Annotated in this window: 21 protein-coding genes; 12 read left to right on the top strand and 9 right to left on the bottom strand. The window is 40.7% G+C overall.

Annotation, left to right across the window (positions count from 1 at the left end):
• The 5 genes from HMPREF0519_RS13790 to HMPREF0519_RS00660 form a co-directional block, all read left to right on the top strand.
• On the top strand, positions 1 to 308 hold a 308-nt coding region (locus tag HMPREF0519_RS13790), incomplete at its 5' end, for a hypothetical protein (RefSeq protein WP_003633782.1).
• A gap of 177 nt (positions 309 to 485) precedes the next feature.
• On the top strand, positions 486 to 1,595 hold the full coding sequence (locus HMPREF0519_RS00675) for a helix-turn-helix domain-containing protein (protein ID WP_003633780.1): 1,110 nt from the start codon (positions 486 to 488) through the stop codon (positions 1,593 to 1,595).
• Position 1,596: 1 nt separating this feature from the next.
• On the top strand, positions 1,597 to 1,794 hold the full coding sequence (locus tag HMPREF0519_RS00670) for a PLD nuclease N-terminal domain-containing protein (protein WP_003556489.1): 198 nt from the start codon (positions 1,597 to 1,599) through the stop codon (positions 1,792 to 1,794).
• Complete coding sequence (locus HMPREF0519_RS00665) at positions 1,794 to 2,705, top strand: ABC transporter ATP-binding protein (RefSeq protein ID WP_003633778.1); 912 nt, start codon at positions 1,794 to 1,796, stop codon at positions 2,703 to 2,705. Before HMPREF0519_RS00670 ends, HMPREF0519_RS00665 begins: the two co-directional genes overlap by 1 nt.
• The gene (locus tag HMPREF0519_RS00660) at positions 2,702 to 3,466 is read left to right on the top strand and encodes an ABC transporter permease (protein ID WP_003633775.1); all 765 of its coding nucleotides are present in this window, start codon (positions 2,702 to 2,704) and stop codon (positions 3,464 to 3,466) included. Before HMPREF0519_RS00665 ends, HMPREF0519_RS00660 begins: the two co-directional genes overlap by 4 nt.
• Positions 3,467 to 4,348: 882 nt before the next feature.
• Here the strand turns inward: HMPREF0519_RS00660 and HMPREF0519_RS00655 are convergent.
• Together HMPREF0519_RS00655 and spxB are read right to left on the bottom strand one after the other, a co-directional pair.
• Entirely contained in the window at positions 4,349 to 5,182 is an 834-nt protein-coding gene (locus HMPREF0519_RS00655; protein WP_003633774.1) for an FAD synthetase family protein, read from the bottom strand.
• A gap of 272 nt (positions 5,183 to 5,454) precedes the next feature.
• Positions 5,455 to 7,215 (bottom strand): pyruvate oxidase, encoded by a 1,761-nt coding sequence (gene spxB / locus HMPREF0519_RS00650; RefSeq protein ID WP_003633772.1) that lies wholly within the window; start codon positions 7,213 to 7,215, stop codon positions 5,455 to 5,457.
• 541 nt (positions 7,216 to 7,756) lie between these two features.
• On the opposite strand from spxB, the gene HMPREF0519_RS00645 reads away from it, so the two are divergent.
• From HMPREF0519_RS00645 to HMPREF0519_RS00635, 3 genes are all read left to right on the top strand, one after another.
• Positions 7,757 to 9,169: a class II fumarate hydratase gene (locus HMPREF0519_RS00645; RefSeq protein WP_003633769.1), complete on the top strand. Its 1,413-nt coding sequence runs from the start codon at positions 7,757 to 7,759 to the stop codon at positions 9,167 to 9,169.
• 137 nt (positions 9,170 to 9,306) lie between these two features.
• Positions 9,307 to 10,707, top strand: coding sequence for a flavocytochrome c (locus HMPREF0519_RS00640; RefSeq protein ID WP_003633766.1), 1,401 nt, complete (start codon positions 9,307 to 9,309; stop codon positions 10,705 to 10,707).
• Between the two features lie 374 nt (positions 10,708 to 11,081).
• A complete protein-coding gene (locus tag HMPREF0519_RS00635; protein ID WP_223800172.1) occupies positions 11,082 to 11,486 on the top strand; it encodes a flavodoxin family protein in 405 nt (134 codons plus the stop codon).
• A 150-nt stretch (positions 11,487 to 11,636) separates the two neighbouring features.
• Here the strand turns inward: HMPREF0519_RS00635 and HMPREF0519_RS00630 are convergent, their stop codons facing one another.
• The gene (locus HMPREF0519_RS00630; protein WP_003550752.1) at positions 11,637 to 11,861 is read right to left on the bottom strand and encodes a hypothetical protein; all 225 of its coding nucleotides are present in this window, start codon (positions 11,859 to 11,861) and stop codon (positions 11,637 to 11,639) included.
• A 310-nt stretch (positions 11,862 to 12,171) separates the two neighbouring features.
• Between HMPREF0519_RS00630 and HMPREF0519_RS00625 the strand changes: the two genes are divergently transcribed.
• From HMPREF0519_RS00625 to HMPREF0519_RS00605, 4 genes are all read left to right on the top strand, one after another.
• Positions 12,172 to 13,530 (top strand): FAD-dependent oxidoreductase, encoded by a 1,359-nt coding sequence (locus HMPREF0519_RS00625; protein ID WP_003556470.1) that lies wholly within the window; start codon positions 12,172 to 12,174, stop codon positions 13,528 to 13,530.
• A 257-nt stretch (positions 13,531 to 13,787) separates the two neighbouring features.
• Positions 13,788 to 14,798, top strand: a complete 1,011-nt coding sequence (gap, locus tag HMPREF0519_RS00615) for a type I glyceraldehyde-3-phosphate dehydrogenase (RefSeq protein ID WP_040472589.1) — start codon at positions 13,788 to 13,790, stop codon at positions 14,796 to 14,798.
• A 243-nt stretch (positions 14,799 to 15,041) separates the two neighbouring features.
• Positions 15,042 to 15,497, top strand: coding sequence for a hypothetical protein (locus tag HMPREF0519_RS00610; RefSeq protein WP_003633761.1), 456 nt, complete (start codon positions 15,042 to 15,044; stop codon positions 15,495 to 15,497).
• A 256-nt stretch (positions 15,498 to 15,753) separates the two neighbouring features.
• The gene (locus HMPREF0519_RS00605; RefSeq protein WP_003633759.1) at positions 15,754 to 16,200 is read left to right on the top strand and encodes a GNAT family N-acetyltransferase; all 447 of its coding nucleotides are present in this window, start codon (positions 15,754 to 15,756) and stop codon (positions 16,198 to 16,200) included.
• Positions 16,201 to 16,207: 7 nt separating this feature from the next.
• On the opposite strand, the gene HMPREF0519_RS00600 is transcribed toward HMPREF0519_RS00605, so the two are convergent.
• The 6 genes from HMPREF0519_RS00600 to HMPREF0519_RS00575 form a co-directional block, all read right to left on the bottom strand.
• Entirely contained in the window at positions 16,208 to 16,831 is a 624-nt protein-coding gene (locus HMPREF0519_RS00600; protein ID WP_225429073.1) for a Type 1 glutamine amidotransferase-like domain-containing protein, read from the bottom strand.
• Positions 16,832 to 16,907: 76 nt separating this feature from the next.
• Entirely contained in the window at positions 16,908 to 18,317 is a 1,410-nt protein-coding gene (locus HMPREF0519_RS00595; protein ID WP_438940141.1) for an MFS transporter, read from the bottom strand.
• A gap of 116 nt (positions 18,318 to 18,433) precedes the next feature.
• Positions 18,434 to 19,633: an MFS transporter gene (locus HMPREF0519_RS00590; RefSeq protein WP_003633754.1), complete on the bottom strand. Its 1,200-nt coding sequence runs from the start codon at positions 19,631 to 19,633 to the stop codon at positions 18,434 to 18,436.
• A 67-nt stretch (positions 19,634 to 19,700) separates the two neighbouring features.
• Positions 19,701 to 20,390: a FadR/GntR family transcriptional regulator gene (locus HMPREF0519_RS00585; RefSeq protein ID WP_003633753.1), complete on the bottom strand. Its 690-nt coding sequence runs from the start codon at positions 20,388 to 20,390 to the stop codon at positions 19,701 to 19,703.
• Between the two features lie 14 nt (positions 20,391 to 20,404).
• Positions 20,405 to 20,941, bottom strand: coding sequence for a cob(I)yrinic acid a,c-diamide adenosyltransferase (locus tag HMPREF0519_RS00580; RefSeq protein WP_003550737.1), 537 nt, complete (start codon positions 20,939 to 20,941; stop codon positions 20,405 to 20,407).
• A gap of 95 nt (positions 20,942 to 21,036) precedes the next feature.
• Positions 21,037 to 21,312, bottom strand: coding sequence for a hypothetical protein (locus HMPREF0519_RS00575; protein ID WP_003550735.1), 276 nt, complete (start codon positions 21,310 to 21,312; stop codon positions 21,037 to 21,039).
• Between the last annotated feature and the right edge of the window lie 139 nt (positions 21,313 to 21,451).

Below are 21,451 nucleotides of genomic sequence, written 5' to 3'. Positions count from 1 at the left end.
ATACAATTATTCAATTAATTACTTATCAAAATAAGATGGACTCAGTTAATGGTTTCGTTTTTCAGGGGGCCATTATAACGGTTACTTTTTATTTATTATGGGTTTGGAAAAATCGGAGAAGATCATCAATCAGTAAAATTAATATATCTGGTCTGATGCTGATCTTTGGGGTTCTAATGACCGCACTTTCATTACATATTTTTGCAGTTAAATACACGATGTTAATTTTTTTAATGGCAAGTGTTTGCTGGATTGTGGCGTTTTGGCTGGCCATTAAAGGATCCAGAAAGAAAAAAGAAAATGATTAATTGTTTAGCACATGGCTGTGGCAGAGAATTTCTGCCGCAGCTTTTTGTTTTGAAGAATCAATGGTTTTACCAAGATGTGGATCGTAAGACGATACTTTGTTTCTTATAAGTAAACGTCTACGCTATTGTTTTAACCACTAATGCCCCGTAAACTAAGATTAAAAGGGGGATCTTAAAATGAACACAATCATTCATCTCAACATTGCTAATCTTCGTAAGCAGAATCATAAATCACAACAGCAACTCGCTGATTTTCTTGGAATTACCAAGGCTTCAGTATCTAAATGGGAAAACGGCCAGACAAGCCCGGACATCAGTTCGTTACCGTTGATTGCTGCTTACTTTGATACATCGATTGATCATCTTCTCGGGTATGATGCACAACTATCCAAAAGCGAGATCGAACGCTTATATAAAACACTAAAAGAGGCGATTACCGACTCACCGAAAACCGGATTGGATCAGGTTCGCAAACTTGTTAAGCGTTATTGGTCCTGTTATCCATTTGTTTTTTCAATGGCGAACCTATTGCTTAACCATTTAACTGTAGTGGGTAAAAGCAATCCGGCAACAATTAAAAAAGGATCAGATGAGGTTCGCGAACTTCTAACCCATGTTTACCAAAAATCTGATGATATAAATATTCAAAATCAGGCCAAAATAATGTTAAGCGTTCTTTATTTAAATAATGGCCAAACTAAAAAAGTGTTAGACCTGTTGGGAACCACCGTACCACAACTTGTTCCGCCGGAAAGTATCATTGCCTCGGCCTATCACCTTCAAGGAAATTCGGAGCGTGCCGAAGCAACTATGCAAACAGCACTGTATCAATATTTGGTTATCATGGTTAGTACCTTTGCCAATTACTTGAATCTGCTGGATAACAATCAAAAAAAGTTTACCGAGTTGGTAACCAAAGCCGATCAGTTCATTGGTGTATTTGAAATCACCAGTTTCCATCCAATGATCGTTTTGAATCTTTATATGGGAATTGCGACAGGATTTATGAAATATGATGATCAAGCTAACGCCATCAAATTTCTCGAAAAATTTGCGGATCTACAATCCAAACTAACATTTCCGATTGTTCTTAAAGGCAACCATTTCTTCGACAAGGTTGATGATTGGATTAATCAGTTAATGATTGGAAATCAGATGCCACGTGATGAACGGGTTGTTAAACGGGAACTCGAGCAATTTATATTGGAAAATCCGATTTTTGACCCATTAAAAGATAATGAAAAGTATCAAGCGATCGTTTCTCAAATTAAAAAGGACGTGAAATAAAATGTCAGTACATGATACGCTTCCTATTCTCATACCATTGATTATTCTACAGTTCGGTTTAGCCGTCTGGGCTTTAGTCGATATTTTTCGCCATCAACAGTACAAGATTGGTAACCGGTATTTTTGGATACCGATGGTCTTATTAATTTCGATATTCGGCCCAGTTATCTATTTTGTTTTTGGAAGGAAAGATTACTAATGGATGCAATTACAATCAGCCATTTTCAGAAATCGTTCGGATCAAAATCTATTCTCAAAGATGTTACCTTTTCTGTTCCCCAAGGCAGTATCTTTGGGTTCGCCGGTGAAAACGGTGTTGGTAAAACGACAACGATGAAAATGATTTTGGGCCTATTGAAATCAGATCATGGTCAAATCATTATTAATGGTCAGCAGGTCAGATATGGTCACTCCGTTACTAACCGTTTCATTGGTTACCTACCTGATGTACCGGCATTTTATCCTTACATGACAGCCCGACAATACCTTCAACTAACCGCGGCCGTTTCTGGAATGGCTTCATCACAGGTTGATCGACAAGTGACATCTGTCCTCAAACTTGTACAGCTTAAAGACGATCGAACGAAAATAAGCGGTTATTCGCGGGGGATGAAGCAACGTCTCGGAATGGCGGTAGCAATGCTGAATCAACCTGATATTCTGATTTGTGATGAGCCGACGTCAGCACTTGATCCATTGGGAAGAAAAGCGTTTTTAGATATTTTGGCAAGTCTTAGCGGCAAAACAACCGTTATATTTTCGAGCCACATCTTATCTGATATTGAACGGGTTTGCGATCGGGTTGCGATTCTCCATGATGGCCGTATTCAAGTTTTAGGAAAGATCAGCACGCTGACACAAAATCATGCCAAAAGAAGTTTCCAAATTGAGTTTGTAGATTCAACTGATCTGGAAAGGTTTCTGATCCAAACGGACCTTCCAAAAGAAAGTGATAAACAAACCAGAACAATGCTCACCATCCAAGAACAACCCGGTCAGTCTATAGGAGACGACTTGTTAGCAGATTTGTCAAAAGCTCGGATTGTTCCAAAACGATTTCAAAGATTTGAACCTTCTTTAGAAGATGTTTTTTTGGAGGCCATTAAATGAATCAGTTAATGATCTGGATTAAGAAAGAGTTTATTGAAAGTATTAAAACGAAACGCTTTCTAATTGCCGAAATCATTTTTGTCCTTTTTGGTTTGATGAATCCGCTACTTGCCAAATTAATGCCAAAAATTATAGGATCAACACTTCCTAAAGGTGCTTCCGCTGCTATTCCAGCGCCAACTTCGTTAGATTCATGGACCCAATTCTTCAAAAATATGACACAGCTTGGACTCATTATATTAGTCATTTTGTTTTGCGACATCGTTTCTCATGAACTGGCAAACGGTTACTTGATTAATTTTCTGACCAAGGGATTATCCCGTTGGGTGGTTGTTTTGAGTAAGCAGCTTCTAGTCTGGTTTGTTTGGACAATTAGTCTGATAACGACTTTTCTGGTGACAGTGGGTTACACAAACTATTATTTTAATGATCATCTTAGCCGTCATTTATTTCTGGCGGTCTTTGCCTTATGGCTATTTGGATTGTTGCTAATGACAGTTGTCGTTACCGGGTCGACTGTTTCGGCTAGCGGCATGAAAGGCTTACTAATCACTGGCGGTTTTTATGCTTTGGGAATGTTTTCGACCGTTTTTACAGGTTTTAAAAAGATTAATCCATTTTCACTAATCAACCAAAATATGCAGTTTCTGCAGGGGAAGCAGAGCCTTGGTGAATATGGCGTGGCTTTAGCTATCACAGTGATTTTAATGTTGATCGGCCTTGCAATCTCGCTTATCCTTTTTAACCGTAAGCGAGTTTAATAAAAATTGAAAATCTAATGTGTTAAGTAGTAAATGGTAATTTTGATGGGCTTTCAGAGGATGACTAATTAAAATTTAAGACGATAAGAGACCGAGGGCTTTTCCCCGGCCTCCTTGTTTGTGCGGTGATTGGTACTTATGGATGAGTTCGCAAAAACGGAAACTTAGTGTCACTAATGTCAAAAACTAATTAGTGTTTAGATACACGGACAGTACTGTCAGATCAATGTCTTTGATTTACAGCTAGGCATTATAGTTAGTTGGTAAGATACTGTAGTTGCTTATTAGTTCTCGAAATCAAAGTAGTTGATGTCAAGAGTGGAGAACAAAGCCTTTTAACTTAGTTTAATAGGAGGAGTGGATTGTAATGTTTAATAAATATTTTTTTAAGAACGCTCATTTTTAGATTGGGCTTATAATTGCCTATTTGAACAGGAACATTTTTATTCATGTTTCGATCTTAAATCTTTTGTGGATTATTGATTTATTGCTGTTTATCGCAGGAGTTTACTTGGTTATATCCAGTCTATTGAATAAGGAGGAATATAAATTTGTCAAATAATGTTTTGAGAGGAATTTTATTTTGTCTGTAGTTAGATATGTATTGGTTACTGAGCTATCCGTTTAAAAACAAGACTTGGAATAACTACAAAAACATTAGTGATTTTATCTAACTGCCAACAGATAAAAAAGTATCACAATCCTGCATTAATCTTGGATCGTGATGCCTACGTAACTGTTACGGATGTGAGTAGTTCTATTTTTGACTTAGTGTGATTTTTTAGATCGGTGTATCATGTCGTGCAATTTCTTGTAAGACATTATAAGATAAAGGAACTAAGGTTAATGACATTTATGATACCCCCTACATTAAAAGTGGCTTTACTCACTCAACCACTTAATTGACACCGGCAGTGAACTAATGTGTGGCAGATGGTGAAAAGCTTTTCGATTGATGTAAATGACGGCCGTTGCGTGCCCTTTCTTAGGTTGGCGAACCCGAACAATTATCTTTTGCTTTTCTTTAGAAACGGTCACATCGCAGAGATAACTGCCGGTTTGGGGAAGCTGCTGCAGGCGGCTTGAAGGATTGACGATTGATAAGCCGTCAATTTGAGCATGGATCAGTTTACCGGTTGTTTCGTAAGGATGTCCTAATAATTTGTTGGCTTCTTTAATCCTACCCTGACCAATCAATTTTCTGATCCGGCTGGAACCGATTTTTAACCGTTGGCTATCCAATTCTCTAACCGTGACGGTTTGAATACGATGATTGCTGATAGCTGCCATTGAATCAATGGTAGTTGTCCCACCTTGTCCGAAAGTATAATCGAAACCGGCTACCACAATCTTGGCATTCAGTCCGATGACATATTTTTCGATAAATGTCTTTGGAGAGAGGCCGGCAAAGTGCTGATTAAAATCGACAACGTATAGGATATCAGCGTGTAATTTTTCGATTAGTTCGGCTTTCTGTTTTAGTGTGGTCAAATAGCGAAATGTCGATGATGAATCATGATGAAAACTTCGTGATGCGTGGCGGTTAAACGTCATGACGGCAAGCGGAAGGCCACGCTGATTCGCAATTTTTCCAGCTGTTTGGATCACAAATTGATGTCCCTTGTGGACGCCGTCAAAAAAGCCGAGGGCGAGAACAATCGGCTTTTTTGACGGGATGAATGATTGTTGACGTGAATCAAGATAAATAACTTGCATGAGCGGGTTTCTCCCCGAATTTGATCTAATAAATTAATGTAAACACTTAACTCTAATCATAAGGTATTAAAGATGACGGCTCAACCATAATCTATTTTATAAAGGTCATCTTTCAGCAAAACAAAAGCTGGGCACAAAATAAAAGTTTTGTCGTCCCAGCTTTTTTGATTATGGTTAAATAATGGTGGTCTGTATCAATATCGGCATAAGAGGTTAACTCGAAGCGGGTTAACTAATCGTCTTTATTCCGAAAGTAACCATCTTAATTTTGTCTAGTTAGTTTGAAGTTGGCCTTCCTGTGCTTCCTTTAAGAAGTAGCTGAATGGCTTCAAATCTTGAGCTTGATACTTCTTGACGAATGCATCAATCTTCTTTTGATCTTGCCATGCAGGGTCAATGAACATGTGTTGGGTTGTGAGTGGCATATCGTGAGTCAACTTGACATCGATCACAACTGGTTTGTCGGTACTATCAGCATCTTCAAGGGCTTTCTTCATATCATCCTTGGTTCGAACGGTATAGCTAACGGCACCCATGCCTTCAGCAACTTCTGCCCAGTTGGTATCCGGCAGGTCAACACCGGACAGTGGCTGGTGGGTATCATCTGTTTGTTCGGCCTCAATATAGCCGAGTGTTTCATTACTGAAGATAACGTTAACGACATGTAAGCCATATTTGACCTGAGTCATAACCTCTTCCATCAGCATTGCGAAGCCACCGTCACCACTCAGACTATAAACGTCGCGGTCTGGATATTCCATCTTGGCAGCGATTGAAGTTGGCAGTGCAAAGCCCATGGTTGCGTAAATACCTGAAGTTGCCCACTTTTGATCGCCATGCATTGAAATTAAACGTTCAAAGTTAATATTGACGTTTCCGACATCCACGGCGAAGACGGCTTTGTCACTAGCAGTCTTATTAATAACGTCAAATATTGGTTCCGGACGAACCGGCTTTTCGGTGACATCTTTGAAGCTGTTTTGCCAATCGAGCCAGTTGGTTTTATCGGCCAAAGCAGCTTGATAGAATGCGGATGGCTTTCTTTCTTCACCGGCATCCAAAATAGCCTTCAGGGCCTTCTTGGAGTCTGTCAGCATGGAAACATCGTTGTGACGACGTTTACCCAACTTTTCACTTTCGATATCAATTTGAATGACTTTTGCTTTTTTATTGAACAGGAAAACACTGAATGGCACATCATTGCCAACCCAAAGAATCAGGTCGGTACTAAATCCGATTTCAGCCCCCGGCTTAGGTGCAACCCGGCCGGTAGATCCCAGATAAGCTGGATAATCGTCATCAATAATGCCCTTAGCCAAAACGGATGAGACTAATGGCATCTTAAACTTTTCGGAAACGGCTTTTAATTCATCAGCGGCGTCTTTAGCACCAAGACCGAAGTAAATCATTGGTGATTTGGCATCTTTGATTAACTTGACGGCTTCGGAAACGTCTTCAGGACGTGGATCCGGATATGCCGGTGCGGTATGTGACTTCAAATTTGGTTCGTAAGTATCATCAATTTGAGCCCAGCCAAGATCTTTTGGAATCGTTAATACAGCAACACCGTGCTTCATATACGCTTGACGGATGGCTTCATCAGTCATTCGCGGCAAGGCATCGGCAGTCATTGCCGTTCGATTCCAGACCGCTACATCATCAAAGATAGGTTCTTCATCCATGGCTTGGAAGAAGTCCATGTTCATATTACTGGTAGGCACTTGGGCAACTAAAGCAACAACCGGAACGCCATCACTTTTAGCATCGTATAGGCCATTAAGTAAATGGACCGCACCGGGGCCGGCTGAACCGAAGCAGACATCGACCTTACCGGTTAACTTTGCGGTTGCCGATGCAGCAATCGCACCCGCTTCCTCGTGACGTACTTGAACATAGTTGATTTTATCTTTTTGATTATGAATTGCATTCATGGTCGAGTCAAATGAGCCACCTGGCAGGCCATAGATGTGGTTAACGCCCCATTGTTCCAGCACCTTTAATACAGCATCAGAACCACTAATCTTTTCAACCATAAATTAAGCCTCCTAAAATTATTTTGTAAATTGCCCTTCACTTACTCGAGTATAGTTGCATGATTGTGAAATGTAAACGCTTTAATTTAGCTTTTTTCATTTTTCAGTTAGTGAATTTTAAAGAAAAACGTTGAAAATCAGACTATAAATCCTATTACCATAGATGTTTTGGCTCATTAATAAAGGGAATAATTGTGAAATGAAAGGTGTCGTGAAATTGATTGCATTGTGAAAAAAGGTCAATCATCAGTTGATTCCTTTGAAAATCAGGATGAAAGCCTAATTTGTTCCTACCATTAGAAAGGTAGCCCAAACACGTAGTTGAATATGACATAGGTGATTGATTTTTAAGGCTTTGTTCATATTAATATTATTAATGCCCTACCAGGAGATTGACTATAACTGACGAGGGATAGTAAGATGATCAGGTAGTGATCTGTAAATGCTTTAAAAAAGGCGACTATTTTTATTTATATTGTGATCAATGTAACAATTAAACGCATTGTATAATATTAGCTGTTTACTTTAACTATTATTCATAATGGAGGTAACCAATATGTCAGACAAAGGTGTACGAATTGAAGAGGATACGATAGGCCCTGTTGAAATTCCTGCAAGTGCGTTATGGGGACCACAAACTGAGAGGAGTCGAAACAATTTTCCAACCGGTCAGTTTATGCCCTTACCAATCATTAAAGCCTTGCTGCAAATCAAGAAAGCCGCCGCACAATCAAATACTGAGGAGGGCGCATTGAGTCAAGAAAAAGGCGACTTGATCGTTAAAGCAATTGATTCACTGCTGTCGTTATCCGATGAGGATCTCCGAAAAGACTTCCCGCTGAAAGTTTACCAAACCGGATCAGGAACCCAAACAAATATGAACGTTAACGAAGTTGTTGCACATAGGGCTGCTCAAATCGACAGCAACGTTGACATTTTACCTAATGATGATGTGAACCATGGTCAGAGTTCAAACGATATTTTTCCGACTGCCATGAATATTACGGCTAGTGAAGCCATCCAGAAACTGGAAGAGTCTGCCCAACATCTAATTGATGAATTAAAGATTAAGCAGGAAACCTATTGGCGAACGGTTAAAATCGGACGAACCCATCTTCAGGATGCAACGCCACTGACATTTGGCCAAGAAGTAAGTGGCTGGGTCAGCATGGTTGAACATGATCTTTCCTATTTAAAGGGGTTGGACGGCACACTGCTTGAATTAGCAATGGGTGGCACGGCAGTTGGAACCGGATTAAATGCTGCACCGCATTTTGCGGATGACATTGCTGAACGAATGAGTAAAGTTTACGGGCTTAAATTCACAGCTGATACCAATAAATTTGACGGCTTGGCAGCTCATTCGGGATTAAACGTTGTCCATGGTGCCATGAAGACCTTAGCTGCTGATCTGATGAAAATTGCGAATGATGTCCGTTTTTTGGCAAGTGGTCCTCGTGCCGGGTATGATGAGTTGAATATTCCGGCAAACGAACCGGGGTCCTCCATTATGCCCGGAAAGGTTAACCCGACTCAGGCCGAAGCCGTTACGATGGCTGCTGTTCGGGTGATGGGAAATGACGTGGTTGTTGATATGGCCGCTTCACAAGGTAATTTTGAAATGAACGTTTATAAACCGGTCCTGATCGATGCTTTTCTGGAATCAGCGGACTTATTAGCCGGCACAATGACCGGATTTGCAGACAAGATGATTCACGGATTGACTGTTAATGCTGATCGAATGACCGAATTAGTTGCTCAGTCATTAATGACCGTTACAGCACTGTCACCACATATTGGTTATCACGATAGTGCCAAAATTGCCCAGGCCGCTGATAGAGCCGGCACGACACTGCGTGAAGCCGCTATTAAATCGGGAAAGGTAACGGCGGAACAGTTTGATAAATGGGTTGACCCATTGAAGATGACAAATATTGATAGTGCGCGAAGCTAATCGGGACAAGCTGGAGTCCTAAGAGTGTGCGTAACAAAGCGTTTAGCACTCGGAGTATAAAACGTCGACTTAGGAAATTATTGGTTGGGATTTTTCAAAAATAGCAACCTAATGAACAGAGAGGAAATAAGCGCGAGATGGCAAAATATGTCTTTCAACCAACTGATATTAAAGAATTAAAAGACCAATACGATTTAGTCGTGATTGGGTCCGGCTCAACCGGAATGACCGCTGCACTTCAGGCTCATGAGCTGGGATTGAATCCGGTGATCTTTGAAAAGATGGCTAACTTTGGCGGTAATACCAACCGGGCCTCTTCAGGGATGAATGCGGCTGAAACCAACGTTCAACTCAAGCATCACATTGTGGACAGTTATGAAGAATTTTATGAAGATACTTATCGTGGCGGCGGTGAATTAAACAATAAAGAAATGCTGCAATACTTCACCACTCACGGGGCATTGGCAATTGATTGGCTGGCAGATCACGGTATTCATTTGGATGACGTGACGATTACCGGCGGAATGAAGATTAAGCGGACGCACCGTCCTAACAGTATGGCACCGATTGGCAATTTCCTGGTTACAGAATTGCTTAAACTTATTGAAAAGGAAGAAATCCCGGTTTTCAATAACGTTCACGTTGATAAATTAGAAGAAACCGACAAGGTAATTAGCGCTGTCAGCGTCACTTTAGGTGATGGTGCGCAAAAGCAAATTAAAGCCGATGCAGTGGTTTTGGCCACGGGTGGTTTTGGTGCCAGCAAGGATATCATTCAAAAATATCGGCCGGATCTGGTTGATTACAACACGACAAACCAACCAGGGGCAACCGGCGACGGTATTAAATTGGCTCAGAGTGTGGGTGCGGGGTTGGTGGATATGGATCAAATCCAGGTTCATCCAACCGTTCAGCAGGATACCGATCATGCCTTTTTAATTGGTGAAGCAACCCGTGGTGAAGGTGCCATTCTAGTGAATGGTGAAGGTAAGCGATTTGTTAACGAACTGGATACCCGAAAGAACGTGACGAACGCCATTAATCAGTTGCCTGAAAAGAGTGCCTATCTGATTTTGGATACTGGAATTCGAGCCCATGTTAAAGCCATTGAGTTTTATGATCACATCGGCCTGGTTGTTCACGGTGATTCAATCGATGAATTAGCTAAGACTATTAATGTTGATGCAGCCAATTTGGGAAAGACGGTTTCCGACTGGAACGGTTACGTTGCTGATAAAAACGATACTGAATTTGGCCGTTCGACAGGGATGGATCGGGATATTTCACAAGCCCCGTTCTATGCCATTCATATCGCACCAGCCGTTCATTACACAATGGGTGGTGTCAAGATTAATCGGAAAGCTCAAGTATTGACTGACAATGGTCACCCGATTAAAGGACTATTTGCCGGTGGAGAAGTTGCCGGTGGGCTTCATGGTAATAACCGAATTGGCGGCAATTCAATTGCCGAAACGGCTATCTTTGGCCGTCAGGCAGGCGAGCAGTCGTATAAATACGTCACAAATTTGAAGCATTAAGCAATGTTTGTCTGGAAGAAAGGGAGACTGTGTCTTTAACTAAGATTGTCTACTGTATTATCCAATCGATGCCGTCTGGGTCTTCAATCATTGGATTTGTGGCGGCACCATTAACCAGTATTGACTGAGGCTTTAAAAGTGGCCGTATAAATGATGAATTGTCAGAAAAGACCAAACAGAAGTTAGCAATTAATAAAGAGTAACGCTGAAAGCATGATTTTAACTGATTCAAGAGGCTGATCGACATCGTATTGTTCAGTCTTTTTTTATGACCAATTAGGTTGATGGCGAACTAATCTTTGAAAGAAAGCGGATTCAGAACTATAATTAAAGGTGTAAGTACCGAACGCAAAATAATTTGGGGAGGTCAGAATATGGATGCCATTCGATTTTATTCAAGAACAGGGAATACTGAAAAAGTAGCTAACTTATTAAGCGAGCAATTAAACGTAAAGGCCGAATCAATTGATTCACCGATTAGCGAGCCGGTTGATCGTCTATTTCTTGGTGGCGGTGTTTATAATATGAGTGCCGATAAACGTTTGAAGGCCTATGCCGCAGATTTAGATCCTGCAACTGTTAAGGAAGTCTTTTTATTTGGTACTTCTGGAAGCGTATTCACAATAGAGAAGCAATTGACCAAGGTACTAAAAAAGAAACGGATCCCGGTTTCCGATGAACACCTATTTCTCCATGGCGTTATGCCTAAAATGGGTAATATTAGCGGTCATCAGAAGACAGAAATCGAAGAATTTGCAAAGGGTGCCGTGACGCAATAGAAGCGATAAGTTTGCTGACTGTGAGATGCCAAAAAACATCCGGTTTGCCTAAATGATTCTTGGACACAATGATCGTTTAGACAGTCGGATGTTTTTGGTGAAAGATAAGGGTTACTTGGGAGGCTTAAATGCCCAGAAGGATGTTGTTGGTCATCTTCGGTTTCTTGAAGCCAAAATTTCGATCATTTCAAATGCGAACATGATGATACTGACACCAATCATCCCGGTCACAAAATAAGTGGTATATTGCGCCCATGCATATGTCCCGGTATAGGATAGATCGACGATCCCTTTAACGATAAAGAGAACCGTTCCCAACGAAACTGCTGATAACAGTAGGGAATTAACAAAGCGGGAAATCAGTTGTTTTAACATGGATACCACCTCCAGTAATGGTTGAGTGCGTTATTGTATTTTACAAGGCTTATCGTTAATTAATGTTACTATAATTGATTTTTGGTATTAAGACAAGACACAATTAGTTTACAGTTTGATTTATTTTGTCATATTGATGAGATTGACAAAATTTACAATGTTTGAACTTGGCTTTGAAATTGGAGATTGTTACTATTAAGTAAAAGTGATCTATTCTCACTTCTTGTTTAGAATTATTCTAAATTAGGTTGAATTTTTACTTTAGAATTGTTACAATGTAGAGGCAGTTAAATAACAGGAGGGATTTATAGTGAAAGTTATTGTTGTTGGTTCATCACACGGTGGTTACGAAGCAGTTCGCGAGTTATTAGCAACTCATCCGGATGCAGAAATTCAATGGTATGAAAAAGGAGATTTTGTTTCTTTCCTTTCATGTGGGATGCAATTATACCTTGAAGGCGTTGTCAAGGACGTTAACAACGTTCGTTATGCGACTGCTGAGGGGATGCGTGCCCAAGGTGTCCATGTTTTTGTACAACAAGAAATCGCGTCAATCTCGCCGGACAAGCATGAAGTCCATGTTAAAAATTTGGCTGATGGGTCAGAACGCGATGAAAGCTATGATAAGTTAATTCTAAGTGTTGGTGCGGTTCCGGTCGCATTACCGATTCCCGGTAATGATTTACAAAATGTCTATTACATGCGTGGTCGTGACTGGGCAATGAAGCTAAAGAGAGCAACGGTTGAACCGACTATTAAGAATGTCGTTGTGATCGGTTCGGGCTACATTGGCATTGAAGCAGCAGAAGTCTTTGCCAAAGCCGGTAAGAATGTTACGGTTGTTGATATTTTGCCACGCTTGTTAAGTGTTTACCTGGATAAAGAATTTACCAGCGTTTTAACAGATGAAATGCAGGCGAATGGTATTCATGCCGCTACGGGTGAAACGGTTAAAGAAATTGTGGGCAAGAATGGCAAGGTGACAAAGGTTGTCACTGATCAGGCCGAATATCCTGCTGAATTGGTTGTTGAGGCTGTTGGTGTCAAGCCAAATACCAAGTGGCTTGCCGATACACTTGATTTGAACAGTAATGGAACAATCAAAACAGACGACTACCAACGAACAAGTCAACCCGATATCTTTGCGGTTGGTGATGCAACTAAGATTAAGTTCGCACCGACTGATAAGCCCGCTCAAATCGCGTTGGCCACAAATGGTCGTCGCCAGGGACGTTACGCAGTGAAAAACCTGACCGACGCAAAGAATCCGACACCGGCAGTATCAGGTTCTTCTGCGTTAAGCGTATTTGATTATCATTTTGCCTCAACCGGTATTAAAGAAGGTACTGCAGACAAATTCGGAGTTGAAACGCAATCGGTTTACGTTGAAGATACGTATCGGCCACCATTTGTGCCGGCAGATCAAAATCCAAAGGTCCAGTTCAAATTAACGTTTGATCCAAAGGATGGTCGGGTTTTAGGCGCTCAAATCATGTCAAAAGCTGATGTTACGGCAAACATGAATGTCATTTCCTTAGCTATCCAACAAAAATTGACGGTTAATGATCTGGCTTATGCAGATTTCTTCTTCCAACCCGGGTTTGATCGTCCATGGAATATTATTAATGTTGCAGCACAAAAAGCTCAACGTGAACTTGATCAAAAATAACGATCGGTAAATTCAATAAAACAGAGATGACACAGTTTGTTTTTGTGACATCTCTGTTTTTATATTCAGACCGATTTTTTAACGGCCATGCATCACCTTTTATTGCGACAGTTTGGACAAGTTGATTGGCATATTTGGCGTTATTAGATGAAGAGTCTAATTGCTTGATAAAAACTGAAACCGGCATATACTTTTAAATGTTAAAAGTTGGGGCACGGTTTAATTGTGCCTGTTTAGTTATTCTAGGAGGGAAAAATATGGTTAAAATTGGGATTAATGGTTTTGGACGCATTGGTCGGTTAGCACTCCGCCGAATTTTGGAGATTAACGATCCTGACATTGAAGTAACAGCCATCAATGATTTGACGACACCTTCAATGCTTGCCTATTTGTTCAAATATGACTCAACCCATGGCACTTTACCATATGACGTTAGTTCGACCGATGATTCGATTATTGTCAACGGTCATGAATTTCACGTATATGCTGAACGTGATGCATCACAAATTCCTTGGGCTAAGGACGATGGTGTTGAATTAGTTCTTGAATGTACCGGATTCTACACTTCTAAAGAAAAATCTCAGGCCCACTTGGATGCCGGCGTTAAGAAAGTTTTGATTTCCGCACCAGCTGGTTCAATTAAAACAATTGTTTATAATGTCAACGATGACACATTGGACGCAAGTGATCAAATCGTTTCTGCAGGGTCATGTACGACAAATGCGCTGGCACCTATGGCATATTACCTGAATAAAGAATTTGGTATTGAAGTCGGTACAATGACGACTATCCATGCTTTCACCAGTTCCCAAATGATTCTTGATGGGCCTAAAGGAAAGAAAGCTCGTCCAAATCGTACCGCTTCGGCAAATACTATTCCTCATTCAACTGGTGCTGCTAAAGCGATTGGGCTGGTCATTCCAGAACTCGATGGTCATTTGAATGGTCACGCACAACGGGTAGCAGTTGTTGACGGTTCGGTTTGCGAATTGGTTTCCGTTTTGAAAACTAAAGACGTGACTGCCGACCAAGTTAATGAAGCAATCAAGCCTTACACCAAGGATAACCCGGCATTCGGCTGGAATGAAGATGAAAATGTGTCATCCGATATCATTGGCGATACCCACGGGGCCGTTTATGATCCAACTCAAACCGAAGTTACAACCAATGGTGAGTTCCAAGTTGTTAAGACCGCTACATGGTATGACAACGAATATGGCTTTGTTGCCAATATGATCAGAACTGCAAAGGCATTTGGAGATAAGTAATTAAAATCAAAATGTGACTCGAACCATCACATCGATACGAAAAAGCCGAGACTCAAAGCAGCCTCGGCTTTTTTGTCGTTAAATGTCACATAGCTTAAATGGCTTTTTGGTAATCGAAAACGTATAACTGGAAACGATCGCTTTGTTGCCGGTATGTACCCCCCCCAATGTCAAGGAATCCTTTCTTGTTGTCTTAATCCTGCGTTACCATGAAACCAGCTCAAGTGAAAGAAGGTTTATTGAATGACATTAACAAAATCTGTTTTGCTGGTGGCTGCAACGTTTGGTGTGGGGGTTACGGTCCTCACGTTGGGAAATGCTCAGGCTGCAACCGAGGTTAACCCAATTCCACAAGTTCTGCGTGGGTCTTGGTATGGAAAGTATCAGCATGTACCGGTTATGTATAAGTTGACCAAATATACATTGCAGGAAGGTGCGACAGTTGACGGTCATTGGAAGTCAAAACCAATGACATTCCATGTAAAAACAGCTATATCCGCCAAAAATAAATACGCGTTATTTACTGTCTCCAAGCAAGCGAACAAACATGGCTATTGGGATTTGAAACTCTTGGAATCTAAAGAATCACTTTATTTCAAACCGGTTAAACGTCATGGTAAATCGGCATTGTATAAATATCATATTGACAGGGAATATGGTAAACCAAGGTTGGACGTTGGCTATTTCTATAAGAAATAACAGGGATATTGTTTGACTGGGGTAACTTGATTTCTACTTAGCCAAAAGTGATTTAAATGAAAATAACTCAAGAATAGAGCAGATCGGGAAAATTGGTTGTATCATTCCCGTTGCTTTAATCTTGAGTTGTTTTTTTGTGCCGATTATTTCTTATTTTCGGCGGACAGTTTGACATTAAACTTGTCGGCATAATCACAAATAAGGATAACTTATTCTATAATAATCATATAAGACGAGTTGAGAGGAGCGTGCCAAGATGGATATTCGTAAGGCAACTTTGGCAGATATTAAAACAATAAGCCAAATTCGTAAACAGCAATTAATTGATGAAGGAATTGAACCGGATGTTTCGATTGATTCCCAACTGGCATCTTTTTTTAAGAAAACGATTGCGGAGGGTTCCCTGATTGAATATCTCATTCTGGATGGGCAGCAAATTATTGCGACGGCCGCAATCTACTTTCAGCAGTTTCCGCCAACCTATAGTAATCAATCCGGTGTCAAGGGGTATATTACCAATATGTATACGGCGGACAGCTATCGCGGTAAAGGACTTGCGACACGGTTACTCCATCAATTAGTGAATGAGGCCAAAAAGAAAGGTGTCACGAAATTATGGCTTGGGACTTCGAAACTTGGTCGGCCGGTGTACGAAAAATTTGGATTTAAGCAAACCAGTGAGTGGCTGAATATGGATATTTAGAGAGTTTTTATAGCTTAATCACCCGGTCATTTTCGATTAGCAGGGCCTCTTGATTGGTTAGTCGAGTAATTGTTTGGTTTTTGACTATTTCCCAATGACGGAGCTTATTAGCTAACTGCGGATCAAGTTGGATGTGTTGATCAAAGTGCGGATAGATGCGAATTTTGGTCGCACCAATTGCGGATAAGTCGGTATCAGCAAACCAATTATCTTCTGGATAGAGGTACTGGTACATATTAATATCCGATCCCAATACAAGCGCACCGGCACTTATACCGTAGACCGGCATACCATCTTTGATTCTTTCCTTAAGGAGATTGAAGGCTCCAGATTTTTTCAAACAATGAAGCAGGTAGAATTGATAACCACCATTCAGGATAACTAAAGAAGTCTGATTTAAAATGGATAGGTCGTCATGAAGAACATCCAATAATGCGACGTTATTGAATCCCAATTGCTTTAATCTTTGTTGAAGCTCAATAATCTTAGGGTGCATTTTCCCTTCTTTTACAGAATTAACAATAACGGTAATGGAAGGGTCGTTATTAGCAGAATGAATTAATAGATTGTGAAAAGCATCCGTTATTGCGGCTGTTTTAAATGCTCGTGAAGATAATAAAATATTAGACACGTCAATCACTCCTCGTTATTAAAAGCATGTTAATTTATTCTACCTTAAAGTGACAAGGTCAAGCAGTGAACGGTCGTTATTTGTGCACAATTCTTGCGGTAACGTTTCCGATTAAAAAAATGAGGAAGACGATGGCTGTTGCAATAAATGTTAGTTGCATGCCCGTGATAAAAGCTGTGGGCGCATGAGTTGGATAATTATGAACCGTATAGCCAAGTGTGTGATTAATGCCGGCAAACAGCAAAACGCTTGAAAAAATAGTGCCGACTGTCATACCGATATTCCTGGATAATCCCAATAATCCGCTGGTGACTCCCAGTTGGTTTTTAGGAACGGCTTCCATGACCATGACGTTGTTGGGTGCTTGGAAAATACCGTTGCCCAAACCAATGAATCCCAACCAGATACATAAAGTGCTGATGGATGTTTCATGGGAAACAGTTGCCAACCCGACCTGCCCGATGATCAGGATGATAATGCCGGCGATGTAAACCTGCCAATCACCCATATGGTCGGACAGGGTGCCTGCCAAAGGTGCAATAATGATTTGAATAATTGGAAAACTCATCATAATTAAGCCGGTTACTTCCGGCGAAATTAATCGATTTTCCTGTAAATAAAGGGGCTCAATGATATTGACAACAAAGTTTAGTGCATAAACCAAAATTGTCGCAATTAAATTCAATGAGAAATTGACGTTTCTGAATAAATCAAGATTAACTGCCGGTGTTTTAAAGCGCCTTTCTGTAAAGATGAAGACGGTCAATAAAATGATGGTTGCAATCATGAGCAAAATAAACGGTAAACTGGCAAATCCGATTTCCTGCCCCCATAACAAACCAATAAAAAGTGTGCCCATCATAATGCCAAATGAAATCAACCCTAAATAATCAATTTGCTGGTTCTGCCGATTAGCTGTTTTGGGCAAAAACAATTGACCGATAATAATTGCAAAAATTCCCAGGGGAATATTAATCCAAAAAATATAGTTCCATGATAAATGCGCTAAAATGAGGCCGCCCAATCCCGGCCCAACAATCCCTCCAAGAGCAACAACCGAAGAAAAGCTACCAAGTGCCAAACCGCGTTTTTTCGGTGGAAAGATTTCCGTAATAATGCCGGCGTTATTGCTTAGTGTCATGCTGGCACCTATGGCTTGAAGTCCCCGACAGATCAGTAAGAAAGCAAAGCCGAAGTTTATGCCGCAAAGAAGTGAGCTAATTGTAAAAATGACTGTGCCGATTTTAAAAACGGATACTTTTCCATATAGGTCGCCGAGCTTTCCAAATGGCAGTAACAACATGCAGGTCATAACCAAGTAGCTTGAAGCTACCCAGTTGATCTGGGTGGTCGTGACATCCATTGCACGACTCATGACCGGCATGGCGATGTTGACGACACTGCTGGTCAGTGTAGACATAAATGAAAAAATGGAAATTGCGGTAAAGATCCACCATATTTTAAGAGACTTATTTTTAGCTGTCATTTTGATTCCTTCTTTAAAATTAGAGGCTATTCTTAGCATACTTCAAAATAACAGATAATATCTAAATAACGATGTAACCATAAAAAGGAACCCGTAATGGCGTTCCTTAAACTTATCTAGTAAACAAAATGATTTTTTTGAACAATTTTAATCAGAACAAAGCCAACTAAAATATTAATAATCGAAATGGTTATTAAAATAATGAGTGTTTGTGACCAGTTTCCAAGCGTCGATTCAATGACACCGAACATCGTTGGACCAACACTGGCAATCAGGTAGCCAATCGATTGAACAATGCCGCCGACGGAACCTGCTTCTTGTGGTGTGGTAGAGATAGTGGTAATCATTGATAGTGAGAGCGTGAAAATAGATGCTGTTGTGATGCCGACAATAATGCAGGCAAGAATCAGCAGCCAAGTGGCGTTGAACATAATCAGAATACCGATACCGGATAAGTAGCCGATCAGTAAGGAAATCATCAGCAATTTTAAGTTTGATGCCTTGGTAGTTGCCCGTGGGACAAGATAAGCGAACGGTGCACCGATGATTTGGAAGATTGAAAATAACAGACCGGCCGTTGTGGCTGATAAGCCATGCGAAGTTAGAACACTTGGCAACCAGGCAACAATGGTGTAAAAAATGAGGGATTGAAGCCCCATGAAGATTGCCAATAGCCAGACATGTCCCCGTTTCCAAATAGGTGTCGCAGCTGCTTTTCCGGTTACTTCCTGGTGATCAGTGGCAGTTCTTTTCCGGGGTCTCGTTGCTTGATGTGGCAACATAAGTGTCCCAAGAAAAGCAATCAGTGCGGGAATAGAAAATAACTGAACGGTGAATTGCCAACCAATGGCGTTGGCAACAGGGACAGCGATGCCACCTACAATTGCTGAAAGAAGATTGATCGATGCGGTATAAACACCGTTTAATTTAGTTGATTGCTCAGGATGGCGTTCAACAATCAATGCCGGTAATGAGACATTTAGCATAGTAATCCCGGCACCGACAAAGATTGTTCCAAGAAACATGCCCCAATTGACATATGTACGAAGCAGATTTGCAATTGCCAGCATGAGTAACGCATATTCAATCGTCCGTTTTGTACCGAGTTTTCGAATAATCGGTGCGGTTGTGGCTGATAAAAAACCGAAACAAAGTAGTGGAATAGTTGTCAGGACACCTGTCTGAGCAGTTGTCAGGTGAAAATATGATTGAATTTTTGTGACGATCGGTGGAATTCCGATGATTGCCAGTCGCAGGTTTGCGGCCAGCAGGAAGACCTCGAATGTAAAATTGATACCTTGCCGTTTCGTATTCAATTGATGACCTCCAAATTTTTTTCACTTTAAACATCGTATCATCTGATGTTTACTTTAAAACAAATGGTCAATCATTAACCGTTTGTTTCAATAAAGTAATATTTTTTTCAATCCAGTAAACTGCTTGGTGGGGATCTTGCTGTTTGATAGCCTCCAAAATGTTTTGATGAATAATGGACTGCTCGTGATAAAGTTCTGTTTTGGTGAAGCCTGCACCGAAGCGATCCTTAAATGAGTTCCAAAAATCAGTGTAGATATCTGTGATGACGGAATTGTGAGTAGCTTCAGTAATAGCTTCATGAAATTGCTCATCAGCATGGCGGTACGCATCGAGTGAATGAAGCTTTGCGGCTGCTGAACGGATCTCTAAATAGTAGTTCATGGCTTTGAGATCCGTTGCGTTACGATTATGGCATGCTAAGTCGACAATGCCGACTTCCAAAGCTTTTCGTGCCTCGTAGGCTTCAATAACCGGTGCATTTTTCAATGTCGATGAAATTGTCTGATCGGGCAGGGTATCATTGATAATGGTCGTCCCCTTACCCTGCTTCACTTCGATTAAGCCGAGATTAACCAAAACTTTAATCGCTTCACGAACGGTTGAGCGACCAACGTTAAAACGGGCCATTAATTTGGGCTCCGTTGGAAGACGGTCACCAATGGCCAATTGATGGGTTAAAATGTCTTCTTGGATTTGTTGAGAAACCTGGTCAACAAGACTAAGTGGTTTAAATTGTTTATGATCTTTAACTGGCACTGTATCACACCCCGTTACAGTTTGCTTTTCTCTTCGTCATAGCCTTCCAGAAGGTTAGCATAACGAGCTAATGCAAATAGATAGTCAGAAAGGCGATTTAGATATTCTAAAATGTCGCCGTTTAAAGGCTGCTTCTTATCGTTTAATTCAACGACTAAACGTTCTGCTTTTCGTGCCAAAGCCCGTGCATACTGTAATGCAGCCCCCGAAGGATTGCCACCTGGAAGGATAAAGGCTTTAATAATGGGAAGTTTTGCCATAATGTCGTCGATTTCCGTTTCAAGTTGTTTGGTATCCGATGTTGAAATGTTATGATGGCGTTTGACGGTAATATCAGCTTGGAGTTCGTACAGATTTCGCTGAATCGTTTTGAGCTTTGGTGCTAAGGATTGGGCTTTTGGTGACAGAATTGAAATAACATAACCAACCCATGAATCGAGTTCGTCGATTGCGCCCAGAGCTTCAATTTGTAAATCATACTTGGGCACCATTTTTCCGGTTACTTGTTTGGTTTGACCATGGTCACCAACCTTGGTGTAGATTTTAACCATCTTGAGAAATGCTCCTTTAGTGAAAAGTAAGTAATTTAATAATAAGCGAAATTCGATGAATTGGCGAACCTTTTTTAAAAATTGCCAAAGGAAGGTTAGGGAAGGCTCCTCCCTGTAATGAGATGGCGGATAAACTTGATAAATCCTTCATGTCCCAGCAAGAAGAGTTTAAGGTGAAGAATGCGCATTTCTCCTTTTTCCCTCCTGATTTCGTGATGATACTCTCGGCGAACCCGCTTAATTCGAACCAGTTCTTTAAGCGGTTCTTCATTCGGATCCGGTTCAAATCGTTGAAAATCACGGCGATCAATAAAGCGGATATTTCTTAAAAAGTCTTCACGTTCTTTTTCTGATTTTTTAAATGGGTGCAAAATAATCCTCCTGGCTTTATACAAATAATACTTATACGATAACGCGAGTTGGATAATCCGACAAGAAACCAACGGTTAATCATTGTAAACTTTCAGTAAAACCGATATGGGTATGTAAAAACGGAAACCTTGATGCGGG

It is taken from the genome of Lentilactobacillus hilgardii DSM 20176 = ATCC 8290 (assembly GCF_000159315.1).
Taxonomy (GTDB): Bacteria; Bacillota; Bacilli; order Lactobacillales; family Lactobacillaceae; genus Lentilactobacillus; species Lentilactobacillus hilgardii.
The sequence above is the reverse complement of the archived record's forward strand: the minus strand, read 5'-3'. Positions and strand labels throughout refer to the sequence as shown.